The following is a 14,477-nucleotide window of genomic DNA, read 5'->3' as shown; positions in this document are numbered from 1 at the left end:
CTCCTCCTCATCGCTGCGCTCTGCATCGTCGCCGGCTGGCCCGTCGCGCCGCTCCTCCTCATCGCTGCGCTCTGCATCGTCGTCGGCTGGTATCACCGCACCCCCGTGAAGTCATGGCGCTCAAGCCAATCGGTGACCACGATGACGGCCTCGCGCAGTTTGTCCCGCTGGTCGGGGCCGGCGTAATAATGCGTGGCGCCGTGGATTTCGTGCATCTCCTTGTCCGGATGACCGATAGCCTCGAATAGGCGCCGGGTGTGCTCTGGCGTGCAGGCATCGTCGGCGAGGTTGCCGATCACCAGCGCCGGCACCGCGATGTCGCGACCGCAGGCGATCCCGTCGCCGTGTGCGTCGTCGTAGCTCCACTGCGACAGCCAACTGCGCAGCGTCGAGAATCGCGCCAAGCCGACCGGGCCCATGTTCACCACTTGAGGATCGCCCAGATAGCAGCTTCCCGGGACCCGTTCGTTGGGATCGACGGCCGGGTCGAGCCAGCGCGGGTCGGCCATGGTGCCGTGCACGATGAACCCGAATTCGTCGTCTGGGCGTCCGGCGGCCTTCAATTCGGCCAGTTTGTCCTTGACCCAGGCGGTGATTCGACGGTTGCGATCGATCTGCGCCTGCCGGTAGCGGGCCAGGAACTCCGCGCTGTAGGGCGGTTGGTTCGGGTTGTCCGGGTTGTAAAGGTCCAGTTCCGGGTCCCGTTTGGTCGGATCCGATTCGTCGAGAATCGAGCCGTCCAGCCATTCTGTCAGCGTGCCGTGCCGGCTGATGTGCGCGGCCAGCAACATGATTCCGTCGGCGGCCGGCAAGTCGAGCTGGGTGAGGTCGGGCCCGTCGCCCGACGGGCTCGAGGTGATGGTCGCGTGCTGGGCCTGCTGCTGGTAGAAGACGGACAGCGAACCGCCGCCACTCCAGCCGGCGAGCACGACTTTGCGGTAACCGAGCCGGTCCTTGGCGTCCTTGATGGCAGCCCCGAGGTCTTCGATCACCTTCTCCATCAGCAGCGCCGAGTCGGTGCCACGGAATCTGCTGTTGCAGTAGATGACGTGGTTGCCCGCCCGCGCCAGCGCATTGATCATCGGCAGATAGGCTCCGCCGCCGATCGGATGCATGAACATCAGCACGGTGTCCGACGGCCTGTCTTTCGGCTTGAGGAGGTAGCTCTCCAGCACCACGATCTCGGCCAATCCGCCGTAGACGTCGCGGACCCCGGAATTGTTCTGAAAGGCAACCAGATAGGGGATCCGCTCGTAGTCGTGCTTTACGGGCGCGCTGGTCGTCATCGTTGCTCCTCCTGATCACTTCGTGCGGTGTTGTCGTCGGTGGTTGTCATCAGTGCTGTCCCAGATCATTGGCCAGCACCTCGGCTGACGGGGTGAGCCGACGGCGGGTGTCGACGGCGATGACTTGCCAGTCGACGCGCGAGTGCTCGTCGAATTTGCGGCGGGCCCGTTCGCGTGCTTTCTCCGGTGCACCGTGGTGAACACCTTGGGGCGCATGGGAAATCAGGCCGGGCGGCATCGGAATGCCGTACAGCGAGCCGCCGTGGAAGAACGCGATCTCGTCGTAATCGACGTTGCGGTGATACCAGGGGGTGCGTTCGGTGCCCGGAACGCCTTCGGCCGGCTTGGGCAGGAAGTTCATCACGTAGACGCCGGTGGCTTGCATGAACAGGTGAACGGTCGGCGGCAGGTGGACGCTGTCGGAGGTCACCACGTTGTAGTCGGCGATGTTGAAGGTGAACGCGAAGTTGTCGCCCCGCCAACCCTCGACGTCGAGCGGATTGTGTTGGTAGACCTGGGTTGTCGGGCCACCCTCGTGAATCAGCCGGACGTGGTATTCGTCGCGGCCATCGTCGTCGATCGGCGCCGGCTCGGGAATGACGGCCTGCGACGGGTCGAACGGGAAGTGTCGGCCGAGCGGACTCGGTGGCGGCACCCGGAACTCGTCGGTGGCCTCGATCATCAGCATCGTCGTCTCGGCGTCGGGCACCTGACGCCAGGTGCACGCCTTGGGCAGGTACACCCAGTCGCCCGACCGGTAACGCAGCGGCCCGAACTCGGTCTCCAGCAGACCGGCTCCCAGGTGTACGAAGCACAGCAGATCGCCGTCGACGTGCCGGGCGAAGTACGGCATCGGCTGCTCGCGGCGGGACAGCGAGATCCGGCAGTCGGGGTTGGTGAACATGAGCAGTGGGCCACCGTCGGCGTCGGTGGCGTCGCTGGGTTTCAGTTCGCTGGACAGCACGTCGATAGGGCGCAGCGGACCGTCGGTCCGGTAGGCGGTGGGGTCGTGGCGGCGGTACAGGTTCGCCGTGCGGCCGGTAAAGCCGCCGCGGCCCAACTCGTCGTCCTTCAGTCCATCGAGGTCGGCGTGTAGGCGCCGCGGCGTCTTGCCTTTGCGCAGGTGAATGAACGATTCCATGGTGGCTCCGGGGTCGCGGCGGCGTCGGGGACGACTAAAACTGAAAGTGACATTACTTTTTCTAATCAGCTCGCACAAGCGAAGCAGAGATGATTTTCCGGCTTCCGCGCAGTCTGCACCGGTATGAGCAACGACGACACCACCTTCGCCACCCTCACGATCCCGGCATCGGCCGACAGGGTGTTCGGCCTGCTGGCCGATCCGACCACCCACGAGGCCATCGACGGCACCGGCTGGGTCCGCGAATCCCTCGACGGCGAATCGCTGACCCGCAACGGCCAGGTGTTCCGGATCGCGATGTACCACGAGAACCACCCCGACAAGAACTACGAGATGGCCAACAAGGTGGTGGTGTTCGATCGCCCTCGTGCCATCGCCTGGGAGCCGGGTCAGGATGCGGGAGGGGACGGCGACCTGTTATTCGGCGGATGGATCTGGCGCTACGACATCGCCGACGCGGGACCTTCCGAAGCGCACGTCACACTGACCTACGACTGGTCCGCGGTGCCGCCCGAACTCCGCGAGCACATTCAGTTTCCGCCGTTCGAACCTTCGCATCTCGACAACTCGCTCGAGCACCTGGCCGAGCTGGCCGCCATCCGACAGGCCGGTTGACCGTCAGTCCCGAACCTGCAGCACGACTTTGCCTTTGGCGGTGCGATTTTCCAGCGAGGCGATCGCTGCGCCGGCCTGTTCAAGCGGGTAGACGACCGGCTCGGGCGGCGGCAGCGTGCCCGAGGCCAGCAGCTTCTCGAGGGCGGCCCATTGCTCGGCCAGCGCGTCGGGGTGGGTGCCCGCCCAGGCGCCCCATCCGACGCCGACCACGTCAATGTTGTTCAGCAGCAATCGGTTTACCTTCACGGTCGGGATCTCCCCGCCGGTGAATCCGATTACCAGCAGCCGGCCGGCCGGTGCGAGTGAACGCAGCGAGTCGGTGAACCGGTCGCCGCCGACCGGATCGACCACGATGTCGACGCCGCGGCCGCCGGTGAGTTCCTTGACCGCATCCTTGAATCCGTCGGCCAGCACGACGTCGGTCGCGCCTGCTGCCCGCGCGATGTCGGCTTTGTCTTCGGTGCTGACCACCGCGATGACCTGCGAGGCGCCCAGGACCGGGGCCAGTCGCAGCGCCGAGGTGCCGATCCCGCCGGCGGCGCCGTGCACGAGTACGGACTCGCCTTCGCGCAGCCGTCCCCGCACGGTCAGCGAGAAGTAGACGGTCAGGTCGTTGAACAGCAGGCCGGCGCCGGCGGTGAAGCTCACGTTGTCCGGCAGCTTGAACACCCGATCCGGCTGCAGCACTGCGACCTCCGCCATGCCGCCGGTCAGCATGGTCAGGCCGACCACGCGGTCGCCGGCCTGTACGTGCGCGCCGGAGGGGGCCGATCGCACGACCCCGGCGATCTCGGCGCCCAACACGAACGGCGGGTCCGGGCGGTACTGGTAGAGGCCGCGGGTCAGCAATGCGTCGGGGAAGGCCGCGCCGGCCGCGTGCACCTCGACGACCACACCGTCGCCAGTCGGTTCGTCGATTTCGCTGACCTTGACCGCGTCCGGACCGTCGAGCCGAGTCAATTGTGCTGCGCGCATGCCACCTCCGTTGAACGTCGCTAGCGGTTGACGTTAGCCCCGCGTCGTCCGGCGGTGCGCATCGGCTACTGCGTGCTCATCAATCGAGCCGCACCGCGCATTACCGCGCGACTGACGGTGCGGCGCAGCCGTTGAATGCCCGGCTGTGACATCGGTTGCGGCGCAGCGCCAAGCCGGGGGAACAAGGCGAGCGCGTTATCGCGTTCGATCGCCGAGCGCGTCGCCGCGTCGATACCCGGGTAGGTCTCCAGACCGGCCGCGAACAGCTTTCCGGCGGCAATCGGGGCGTACGGCCAGTCGGAGCCGAAGGTGATGTGTCCGGGTTTGGCGAACGCGAGCAGCGTCGGAAGGGCGGCCGCGCTCGACGACAGCGCGGTGTCGAAGTAGAAACCGGCGAACTCGTCGAGAACATCGGCCGGGCTGCGACCGGTGTCGGCGGTGATCGCCACCGCCATCCGGTGACTGGCATACGGTACGAAGCCGCCGCCGTGGCTGAGGATGAAATGTATGTTGGGGTATCGGGTTCGAATCCCGTTACGCACCAACAGATATGCGGCCCGGGTGGTGTCGAGCAGGAAGTCCGCCGCGAATGGCGGAATGTTTGGTACGGCCGATTCGGGCAATTCGCCGGGGTGGACGAAGACCACCGCCGAGCGTTCGTCCAGAACGGCGAACAACGCGTCCTGGCCGCCTTCGCCCAGATACGTCCCGGCGTTGTTCGCCAGCAGCACCACGCCATCGGCCTGCAGGTCATCAATAGCGCGAACGGTTTCCGCAACCGCTCTCTCGACGTCGGGCAGCGGAACCGAGGCGAAAAATCCGTAGCGGTCACGGTGGGCCATCGCAACCCCGGCGGTGTAGTCGTTGACGTCCCTCGCGAGCGCGGCCGCGTCGGCGGGGTTGGGCACAAACGCCGTGCCGGGCGTGGACACCGACAGGATGGCGGTGCCGACGCCGAGGTCGGACATCGCCCGCAGCGAGGTCTCCGGCGTCCAGTCCGGCAGTGCGCGTCCACCTGCTTCGAGAAGTCCGGCCCGCTGCAACGCGATTCGATAGTCGGGTGGGATCACGTGGTGGTGAGTGTCGATGCGCAGCATCGCAGACTCAAGCCTGGTGCTGATCGAGGTCGGGGAGTGGCCGTCGGCAGATGTCGCGGGCCTCGTCGGCATCCATGCCGAACATGCGCAGCATGTCCTCGGCGACGCGATCCGTCGCCTCCGCGTCGTCGCGGTCAGGCTCGGCGGCCAGCAATTGACCCAACCCCATCAGTGCACCACCGGCGAGGGCCAGCGCCAGGGTGGGGTCGTCGGTGCGAAATCTCTTGGCCCGAATGGCCGCAACGATATCGCGCAGTGCCCTCGGAGCAAGACCTCGATCGGCCGACGTCAACAGCACGCCGGTGGCCAGCAGCACTCGGCTTTCCTGGGGGCGGCGCCGAAAGAGGCGGCCCGTGAGCCGGAAGCTGCATGCGAAGGTCTCCGCGGGATCCTCGAGCGATTCGGTGACGGTGTCGAGCAGGGCGCCGTGCGCATCGAGAACCTCGTTGAGGGCGGCGGCGAAGAGTTCTTCCCTGCTGTCGAAGTAGTTGTAGAACGAGCCCATCCCGACGTCGGCCGCCTGGGTGATCTCCAAGATCGGTGCGTTCAGCTTGCCCGCGCCGATGAAGACCTGTGCGGCGTGGATCAGCGCGGCACGGGTTCGTTGCTTCCGTCGCTCGAGGCGATTCGGTAACGCCGCGGGCTGACCGACCGATTCCGCTGCCACCCTGGACTCCCTTCCGCGCGGCAATCTTAACCGATTTGCTCACTTCTGAGGATTTCGTCAGATTCTGTTGACTGAGTGTAACGTCGTATGTGACGATTTCGTCAGTCAATCGAGGAGTTCGACATGAGCAGCACAGTGAGCGCTCATCACGACCTACACAGCGACCAGGGCCGCCGTCGCGGAGAACATCTGGGCCGGTCACGAAACCCGGTGATCAAGGTGCAGGCTCTGGCCTGGTTGGAATTCTGCAAGCCGGATCTGGCGCGCGCCGAGCAGTTCGCGCACGCGTTCGGCTTCTCGACGGTGCTGCGCACCGACGACGAGCTTCAGCTGCGTGGCACCGATGCCGGCGCTCCGTGCGTGCTGATCCGCCGCGGACCGTCTTCACGGTTCGTCGGGATGGCGCTGCAGGCCGCCGACGAAGCCGACCTGCTGCGCCTCGCCGACGCCACCGGTGTCCGCACGCGAGCCCTGCCGGAAACCATCGGCGGTCTCGCGATCGACCTCACTGATCCGAGCGGTCTGCTCGTGCGGGTGGTCACCCGAACGAACGAACACGAGGCCCTTCCGCGACAGTCGCCGCACACCTTCAACTTCGGACACGACTTGCGGCGCGCGAACACCACCCAACGTTCAGCCAGGGAGCCTGCCCGGGTGCAACGGCTCGGTCATGTCGTCCTGCAGACGGCGAAATATCGTCAGGTGCTGGACTGGTACCTCGATCACTTCGGCATGATCGTCAGCGACTTCCTGTACTTCCCCGGTCAGCGCGAGCGCGGGCCGACGATGAGCTTCATCCGCTGCGACCACGGCCCGACTCCCGTCGACCATCACACCCTGGCAATAGCGTTGGGGCCGGCCAATCGCTACGTTCATTCGGCATATCAAGTCTGTGATCTGGATGCCTTGGCAGCCGGCGGCGAGCACCTCAAAGACCATGGCTATCAACGGTCGTGGGGTATCGGTCGCCACATCCAAGGCAGCCAGATCTTCGACTATTGGCGTGACCCCGACGGACTCATGGTGGAGCACTTCACCGACGGCGACATGTTCGACGCCACACTGGAACCTGGCTGGGCGCCGTTCACGTCGTCGGGACTGTCGCAGTGGGGACCGCCCACGAGTAAGGACTTCCTCGGTATCAATCCCAAATCCCTTCCGCACGAGGCGCGTTCGATGATCGGCGCACTTCGTGATCACAACGAATTCGATCTCCGTCGAATGATCGGCATGATGAAAGTAGCCAGCTCATGACAATCTCGATCGCGCGCGCCGATGGCTCCTGGTGGGTGGTCACCGGATCCGGTGCCAACAAGATCGCCGGTGACGCGGCCACCACCCGGGAGGTGCTCGCCGACCGCGCGGCCATCGAAGACGCCGTCGCCTCCGCATCGGACAACGTGCCGCTGGACAGCCTCACACTGGCCTCCCCGATCACCGCGCCGTGCCGGGTGGTCGCCCAGATGACCAACTTCGCATCCCATGTCAAAGACGCGGGAATGGATCCTACCGCGACGCCGCTGACGTTCTTCCGTAAGGCTTCGGGCTCGATCACGGGCCCGTTCGATGACATCGTCAAGCCCGCCCACGTCCGCTTCCTCGACTACGAGGTCGAGATCGGCCTGGTGATAGGCCGGGACATGCCGGTAGGCACCGTGGTCACCGAAGAAAATCTCGCGGACTATGTCGCTGGTCTGGTGGTGACCAACGATGTCTCGGCGCGTGACATTCAACTGCCGAAAACCCAGTTCTACGAGTCGAAGTCGTACCCGTCGTTCACCCCGGTGGGTCCCCGGTTGGTACTGCTCGACGCCGACGAGCTCAAGCGGTTCGGTGACCTGCGGCTCCGGTTGCGGGTCAACGGCGAAGTGCGCCAGAACATGGTCGTCGACGGCGACATGATCTACCCGCCGGTGCAAGCGTTACAGGCGCTGACCCGGTTTCAGCGCCTCGATGCGGGTGACCTGGTGTTGACCGGTACCCCGGTCGGCACGGCGCTGAGCGCTCCGCCCAAACCGATCGAGATCATCGGATCGCTGCTGCCGCCGGCGGTGAAGTGGAAGGCGTTCTTCGGCCGGCAAGCAAAGAACCCCAAGTACCTGCATGACGGCGACGTCGTCGAGACCACTGTCGCAACCGACGACGGCGCCATAGACCTTGGTGAACAACGTAACTCCGTGAAGTACACCTGATCGGCGCCGGATCCCCATGGCCCTCACTGCTGAGTCATCCGTCCCGGTAGTCGTCGTCGGCGCCGGTCCGACCGGGATCACCGCGGCAACCCTGCTGGCCCAGTACGGGATTCGATGCCTGGTGCTCGACCGCTACTCGAGTGCGTATCCGCAGCCTCGAGCTGTTCACCTCGACGACGAAGTTCACCGCATCATTGCCCGTCTGGGTGTCGAGACGGAATTCTCGGCGATCTCCCGGCCGGCGATGGGGCTGAGGCTCGTGGACCATGACTTTCGCCTGCTGGCCGAATTTCGACGCGATGCCGATGACAGCGTCCACGGCTATCCCCAGGCCAACATGTTCGACCAGCCGGAACTCGAGGCGCTCCTGCGGACGAACCTCGAGAAGTACCCCGAAGCGGAACTGCGCGGCGACGTCGACGTCACCGACATTCGTCAGCTCGACCCACACCGCGTCCAGGTCACATTCACCGACCGCTCGACCGGCGACCGGCATCGGGTCGACGCCGGTTACGTCCTGGGTTGCGATGGCGCCAACAGCATTACGCGCACCTCGATCGGCGCGGAGATGGACGACCTCGGTTTCGAGCAGCGCTGGTTGGTCGCCGACGTCGTGACCGACGCCGAGTTGGACCAGTGGGATGGCGTGCACCAGGTTTGCGACCCGGTGCGCGCCGCGACCTACATGAGGATCGGCCCGACCCGCTACCGGTGGGAGTTCCGGCTGCTGCCCGCAGAGAGCGTCGACGACTACCGGACGCTGACGGGGCTGCGCAAGCTGATCGGGCCGTGGGTCAATGGCATTCACGACGAGCGACTCGATGTCGTACGCGTCGCCGAGTACACGTTCCGTGCTCAGCTGGCCGATCGGTGGCGTGACCGCAACGTGTTCATCCTCGGCGACGCCGTTCACCTGACCCCTCCCTTCATCGGGCAGGGTATGGGCAGCGGGATGCGCGACGCGATGAACCTGGCCTGGAAATTGGCCGCCGTGATCGACAACGCCCTGCCGGCCAGCATCCTGGACACCTACCAGGCGGAACGAAAACCGCATGCGCGCCTGATGATTCGCCTCGCCTTGATAATGGGCTGGGCGATGACCGCCGGCGGCCGTCTTGGCAACGTCATCCGTCGGTCGCTGGCGCCGCGGCTGCATATGATTCCCGGGCTGCGGACCCGGCTGGTCGACAGCAGCACACCGCCGCTGCGCCGCTCCGCCCTGATCGTCAAGTCATGGCGACCGCACGGGCTGGCCGGCACGTTGTGTCCCAATCCCGCGATCGACGGGGCGGTCCGGCTGGATGCCCGAGTGGGCAACGGATTCGCCCTCGTCACTGCCGAGCCACTGGAGCCCTCGCTGCGGGACGAGCTGCAGTCACGGGGTGCCACAGTCATCCTCGCGCCACCGGGATCGGAGTTGGCGCGGTGGTTGCGGGGCGGGCGGGCGCTGGCAGCTGTCGTGCGACCCGACCGAACTGTCATGCAGGCGGGCGTCCGGCTACGGGCCCTCTGCGACGCCGTACCGCGATTCGCGGAGAGTGCGCAGAAACGCCGTCCGGTGTTGTTCGAGAAATGAGAGCGCGGATGCCAGGATCACCGAAGTCCAGTCCGGTCAGGGGAATTCCTGCCTACCGGCCCGATATCTATGCCTCCGACGCCATCGTCGACCCATATCCGCACTACGCGCGCCTGCGTGAACTCGGGCCGCTGGTGTGGTTGCCCAAGCAGCGGGTCTACGCGCTGTCACGATTCGCGGAGTGCAAGGCCGTGCTGCGGGACGACAGAACGTTCGTCTCCGGCGGTGCGGTAGCGCTGAACCCGATCAGCAACCGGCTCTCCCGCGGCACGACATTGGGAAGCGACGGGGCAGAACACAATCGGCGGCGCAAACTGGTGGCGCACCGCATGTTGCCGCGAGCGCTGGGAGCCATCAGCGCCAACGTGACCGAGCAGGCGGAGCAGGTTGTCGACGCCGCCGTGGCCAAGGGTGATGTGGACGGCGTCACCGATCTCGCGACGGCGTTGCCCCTGGCTGTCGTTCCCGACCTGGTCGGGTGGCCGCGCGACCAGCGGGACCACCTGTTGGTCTGGGCCGGAGCGACATTCGATGTCCTGGGTCCGCTCAACGGGCATTGGCTCAAAGCGTCGCGGTCGAGCGTGCAGATGTTGCGCTTCGCACGGCGCGTGGTGCGCCGGCGCAGCGTGATCGAGGGCAGCCTGGGCCATGATGTGCTGACCGCGGCCGACGAGGGCAAGCTGCTACACCGCGAATGCCCACCGCTGATGGTCGATTACATCGCTCCGTCTCTGGACACCACTATCAGTGCCATTTCCAGCGCGCTGCATCTGTTCGCGATGTTTCCTGAGCAATGGGACATCCTCAAAGACGATCGCAACCTGATCCCCAACGCTGTCAACGAAGTCATCCGTTACGAGTCACCGTTGCGCGGGTTTGCACGAAAGGCAGTCCGCGAAGCCGCAATCGGCGAGGCGACTGTTCCAGCGGGCTCGCGTGTCCTGGTGCTCTACGCGTCGGCCAACCGCGACGACCGCGAATGGGACCGCGCGGACGTCTTCGACATCCGTCGTGACGCCGGCCGACAACTCGGCTTCGGCCACGGCGCACACGCCTGCGCAGGGCAGGGGCTGGCTCGGCTGGAAACCGAGGCGATGCTGCGAGCGCTGGCGGAGCGCGTCGACCGGATCGAGCTGACGTCGTCACCGACATGGGCGATCAACAACATCATCCGGCGACACGAACGGTTGCCGCTCAAGCTCATTGCCGCCTGAGCGGTAGCGCGCCTACTTCAGCTCGGACGACGACAGGCCAAGCAGGCGGCGGGCGACCACCAGCTGCTGGATCTGCTGGGTGCCCTCGAAGATGTCCATGATCTTCGAGTCGCGCGCCCACTTCTCCAGCAGCGTGTCTTCCGAATAACCGATGGTGCCGGCCAATTCGACCGCCTTGAGGGTGATGTCGCTGCCCACTCGGCCGGCTTTGGCCTTCGACATCGACGCCTCTTTGGAGTTCGGGATGTTGTTGTCGGCCTGCCAGGCGGCGCGCAGGGTCAGCTGATAGCTGGACTCCCACTCGGCTTCCATCCGGAGGAACTCGGCCGCGGCCGCACTCTGCACCTGTGCGGGCTTGTCGTAGGAGATCTCCACGCCCGCGTTGGTCAGGATCTTGCGCAGCTCTTCCAGGGTGGCGCGGGCGATGCCGACGGCCATTGCGGCCACCACCGGCCGGGTGTTGTCGAACGTCTCCATGACCCCGGAAAAGCCCTTGCCCGGCTCGATTTCGGGGTTGCCGAGCAGATTCTCTTTGGGGATGCGAGCGTTCTCGAACCGGATGGCGGCGGTGTCCGAGCCCTTGATGCCGAGCTTGTTCTCGAGCCGCTCGACGGTGACTCCGGGATGCTCGCGCGGCACGATGAACGACTTGATCGCCGCACGACCCTTGGTCTTGTCGAGCGTCGCCCACACCACGATGTGAGTGGCTCGCGAACCGGCGGTGACGTAGATCTTCTCGCCGTTGATGACGTATTCGTCGCCGTCCAACTTGGCGGTGGTGGACACCGCTGCCGAATCGGATCCGAATCCCGGCTCGGTGATGGCCATTGCGGCCCAGACCCGGCCCAGGCGCTCCAACTGCTCGTCGGTGGCCACCGCGGACACGGCTGCGTTGCCGAGGCCCTGGAAGGGGATCGACAGCAGCATGGCCGCGTCACCCCAGCTGGCCTCGAGCGCCTGCAACGCCGCTGCCATGTTGGCCGCGTTGCGGTTCTCGCCGTTGTTCTCGCTGCTGCGAAGACCGTTGGCGCCGGCCATATCCAGCGAGCTGGATTCGGAGGCACCGGCGAACAGCTCGGCCAGCGTGTCGAGTTCGACGGGGTAGGCGTGCTCCTTGAGGTCATACTTACGGGCGATCGGCCGCATCATCTCTGCGGCGCCCTGGTGGGCCTTCTCCATCACTGCGCGCATCTTGCCGGGCAGTTCCAAATTGATTGCCATGATTGGTCTTTCGTTGCCTTTGGGTAAGTCCGACTCAGATGACTATTAGATGACCACGACGCCCTCGGCCACGCCGATGGCTCGAAGGTCGCGGTACCAACGCTCGACGGGGTGCTCCTTGGTGAAGCCGTGACCACCGAGCAACTGCACACCGTCCAGGCCGATCTGCATGCCCTTGTCGGTGCCGAGCTTCTTGGCCAGCGCTGCCTCGCGAACGAACGACAGACCCTGCTCGGCCCGCGCCGCGCCACGCCAGGTGATCAGCCGCAGGCCGTCGAGTTCGATGGCGATGTTGGCGCACATGAACGCGACCGACTGCCGGTGGGCGATGGGTTCGCCGAACGCCTCGCGTTCCTTCACGTAGGGGACGACGTAGTCCAGCACGGCGTGCGAGGTGCCGACCGCCAGAGCGGCCCAACCCAACCGCGACAGTGCGATCGCCTCGGAATAGTTCTGGGCGAGGTCGGCATCGGTGGCGTCCTCGTCGCCGAGGCGCGCGCTGAGCGGCACCGCGACATTGTCGAGTTCGACGCGGCCGAGCGCGGCCGCGCGGATACCCATGCTCGGGTCGGGCTTCACTGTGAGGCCATCGCTGCCGGATTCGACGATGAACAGTGCCGGCTTGCCGTTGAGCTGGGCTGCGACGATGAACAATTCGGCGTCGGCGGCCGCGGGAACCAACGACTTGACGCCGCTGAGCCGGTAGCCGCCCGGAGTGCGGACCGCGGTGGTCTTCAGGGCCGTCGGGTCGAACAGCGGCTGGGGTTCGGCGATGGCCACGCAGGCCTGCGGAACGTTCTCGCCGGCGAACTCCTTGAGGTAGGTCGCCTGCTGACCGGCGCTGCCCCAGTGGGTCAGTGCGGCGGCGACGCCGGCCGGTGCCAGGATCGGCAGCGCCAGGCCCATGTCGCCGTAGCCCAGCGCCTCGGCCACCAGCACGTTGGTGACGCTGGAACGCTCGGCGGCGATGCCGTCGAAGTCCTCGGGAATGTTGATCGCGGTGATCCCCAATTCGGTGGCCTGCTTGACCAGGTCCGGGGGATAGGTGGTGGCCGCGTCGGCATCGTGCGCCGCCGGCCGCAAGATCTCCGCGGCGAATTCCTCGACCGTCTCGACGATCATCTTCTGGTCGTCGTCCGGCGTGAGGTCGTAGTAGTCCTTACCGCTGGTCTTCAGCCGGGTCGCACCGCCGCGTAGGTTCTCCACTCGCTTGAACTGACGGCTGGCCGCACCGGCAGCGGAGAAGACCTGCTTGGTGCCGTAGCGCAGTCCGCGGTTCAGCGGGTCGCGCAGGCCGTACTTGTCCAGGAACTCCTGGCCGACGAGCGGCGTGAGCAGGCCGATCGCCACGTCGATGCCGGTGCGCTTGTGGGTTTGCTCGCCGATGGCGGACTCGTTGCCGCTGCGCTTTGCACGCGACTTGGAGCCGTTACGCGAGCCGTTCGTGTGGGTGACAGTGTTTGTCATGAATGCAGCCTCGGTCGTTGGGGCAGTGCGATGACTGTATCTTACTCCGGAGTAAGATAGAAGGTGCCTGTTACCCAGTTCACACGTATCGCACTACCCGGCGGACAGTTTCCGCAGAACCCGGTGGTGCAACAGACCATTGGTAGCCACGGAATTGCCACCGTGCGGGCCTGGAGAGCCGTCCAGGCTGGTGAACGCTCCACCCGCCTCGCGAACCAGGACATCCAGCGGAGCCAGGTCCCACACCGACACCTCAGGTTCGGCGGCGATGTCGACCGCGCCTTCGGCGACGAAGCAGTAGGACAGGAAATCGCCGAACGCCCGCACCCGCCACACCTCGTCGGTGAGTTCGAGAAATCGATCGCGTAGACCCAGTTGGGCCCACCCGGACAGGCTCGAAAACGACAGGCTGGCCGAATCGAGTTGCGCCACAGACGAAACCGACAACCGACGCGGTGCGGCACCGCCGACGGCGACGAACGCGCCAGCACCTGCGGCCGCCCACCAACGGCGCTGCAGCGCAGGCGCGCTCACCACGCCGACCTGGGGTACGCCGTCGTCGAGCAGCGCGATCAGACTGGCCCACACCGGCACGCCGCGCACGAAATTCTTGGTGCCGTCGATCGGGTCGATGATCCACTGGCGCCCGGCCAGGCTGGTCGACCCGCCGAACTCCTCGCCGAGGACGCTGTCGTCGGGGCGGACGCGGGCCAGGGTCTCGCGCAGTCGGGATTCGACCGCATGGTCGGCATCGCTGACCGGTGTCAGGTCCGGTTTGGTGTCGACTCGCAGGTCAACGGCGCCGAAGCGGTCCAGCGTGATCGCGTCCGCCTGATCGGCCAGGTCCAACGCCACCGCAAGGTCGTCGTCGCTCATGACATCAGTAAAGCCTCAGTCGAAGACGATGACCGCACGCCCCACCACGTCGCCGCGGTCGAGCGCCTCCACATTCTCGTTGACGTCCTCGAGCTCGACCCGGTCGACGGGGTGGGCAACCGTCGCGGTCCGCAGCGATATCAGCGATGA

At 66.0% G+C, this 14,477-nt stretch carries 13 protein-coding genes and 1 pseudogene; 5 read left to right on the top strand and 9 right to left on the bottom strand.

The features are described 5' to 3' along the window. Positions 1-5 precede the first annotated feature (5 nt). The 3 genes and pseudogenes from ACZYW1_RS04625 to ACZYW1_RS04615 form a co-directional block, all read right to left on the bottom strand. Positions 6-77, bottom strand: a pseudogene (locus ACZYW1_RS04625) (hypothetical protein); the annotation flags it as partial. Between the two features lie 15 nt (positions 78-92). After that, on the bottom strand, positions 93-1,286 hold the full coding sequence (locus ACZYW1_RS04620; protein WP_463783664.1) for an alpha/beta hydrolase family protein: 1,194 nt from the start codon (positions 1,284-1,286) through the stop codon (positions 93-95). A gap of 49 nt (positions 1,287-1,335) precedes the next feature. Further along, positions 1,336-2,427, bottom strand: a complete 1,092-nt coding sequence (locus ACZYW1_RS04615) for a homogentisate 1,2-dioxygenase (protein WP_463783663.1) — start codon at positions 2,425-2,427, stop codon at positions 1,336-1,338. A 123-nt stretch (positions 2,428-2,550) separates the two neighbouring features. Here ACZYW1_RS04615 and ACZYW1_RS04610 point away from each other — a divergent pair, with 123 nt between their 5' ends. Continuing rightward, the gene (locus ACZYW1_RS04610) at positions 2,551-3,042 is read left to right on the top strand and encodes an SRPBCC family protein (RefSeq protein WP_463783661.1); all 492 of its coding nucleotides are present in this window, start codon (positions 2,551-2,553) and stop codon (positions 3,040-3,042) included. A gap of 3 nt (positions 3,043-3,045) precedes the next feature. Here the strand turns inward: ACZYW1_RS04610 and ACZYW1_RS04605 are convergent, their stop codons facing one another. From ACZYW1_RS04605 to ACZYW1_RS04595, 3 genes are all read right to left on the bottom strand, one after another. Continuing rightward, positions 3,046-4,017, bottom strand: coding sequence for an NADPH:quinone oxidoreductase family protein (locus tag ACZYW1_RS04605; RefSeq protein ID WP_463783659.1), 972 nt, complete (start codon positions 4,015-4,017; stop codon positions 3,046-3,048). A gap of 65 nt (positions 4,018-4,082) precedes the next feature. Next, positions 4,083-5,114, bottom strand: a complete 1,032-nt coding sequence (locus ACZYW1_RS04600) for an amidohydrolase family protein (RefSeq protein WP_463783657.1) — start codon at positions 5,112-5,114, stop codon at positions 4,083-4,085. A 7-nt stretch (positions 5,115-5,121) separates the two neighbouring features. Further along, on the bottom strand, positions 5,122-5,781 hold the full coding sequence (locus ACZYW1_RS04595) for a TetR/AcrR family transcriptional regulator (protein WP_463783655.1): 660 nt from the start codon (positions 5,779-5,781) through the stop codon (positions 5,122-5,124). Positions 5,782-5,904: 123 nt separating this feature from the next. Between ACZYW1_RS04595 and ACZYW1_RS04590 the strand changes: the two genes are divergently transcribed. Genes ACZYW1_RS04590 through ACZYW1_RS04575 form a run of 4 tightly spaced genes read left to right on the top strand, consistent with a single transcriptional unit; the run spans position 5,905 to position 10,763 of the window. After that, positions 5,905-7,035 carry a VOC family protein gene (locus ACZYW1_RS04590; protein WP_463783651.1) on the top strand — a complete coding sequence of 377 codons (1,131 nt, stop codon included), beginning with the start codon at positions 5,905-5,907 and terminating at the stop codon, positions 7,033-7,035. Next, entirely contained in the window at positions 7,032-7,973 is a 942-nt protein-coding gene (locus tag ACZYW1_RS04585) for a fumarylacetoacetate hydrolase family protein (RefSeq protein WP_463783648.1), read from the top strand. Before ACZYW1_RS04590 ends, ACZYW1_RS04585 begins: the two co-directional genes overlap by 4 nt. A 16-nt stretch (positions 7,974-7,989) precedes the next feature. Continuing rightward, positions 7,990-9,549 (top strand): bifunctional 3-(3-hydroxy-phenyl)propionate/3-hydroxycinnamic acid hydroxylase MhpA, encoded by a 1,560-nt coding sequence (gene mhpA / locus ACZYW1_RS04580; RefSeq protein WP_463783646.1) that lies wholly within the window; start codon positions 7,990-7,992, stop codon positions 9,547-9,549. A gap of 8 nt (positions 9,550-9,557) precedes the next feature. Further along, on the top strand, positions 9,558-10,763 hold the full coding sequence (locus ACZYW1_RS04575; RefSeq protein WP_463783644.1) for a cytochrome P450: 1,206 nt from the start codon (positions 9,558-9,560) through the stop codon (positions 10,761-10,763). A 12-nt stretch (positions 10,764-10,775) separates the two neighbouring features. On the opposite strand, the gene ACZYW1_RS04570 is transcribed toward ACZYW1_RS04575, so the two are convergent. The 3 genes from ACZYW1_RS04570 to hisN all read right to left on the bottom strand — a co-directional run bounded on the left by ACZYW1_RS04570 (position 10,776) and on the right by hisN (position 14,327). After that, complete coding sequence (locus tag ACZYW1_RS04570) at positions 10,776-11,984, bottom strand: acyl-CoA dehydrogenase family protein (protein WP_463783642.1); 1,209 nt, start codon at positions 11,982-11,984, stop codon at positions 10,776-10,778. A gap of 45 nt (positions 11,985-12,029) precedes the next feature. Then, positions 12,030-13,451, bottom strand: a complete 1,422-nt coding sequence (locus tag ACZYW1_RS04565) for an acyl-CoA dehydrogenase family protein (protein ID WP_463783640.1) — start codon at positions 13,449-13,451, stop codon at positions 12,030-12,032. Positions 13,452-13,544: 93 nt separating this feature from the next. Beyond that, positions 13,545-14,327 (bottom strand): histidinol-phosphatase, encoded by a 783-nt coding sequence (gene hisN / locus ACZYW1_RS04560; protein WP_463783638.1) that lies wholly within the window; start codon positions 14,325-14,327, stop codon positions 13,545-13,547. Positions 14,328-14,477: the final 150 nt, after the last annotated feature.

This window comes from Mycobacterium sp. IDUB_36 (genome assembly GCF_055419225.1).
Note: the sequence above shows the minus strand (reverse complement) of the source record. Positions and strands in the feature narration are given on the sequence as shown.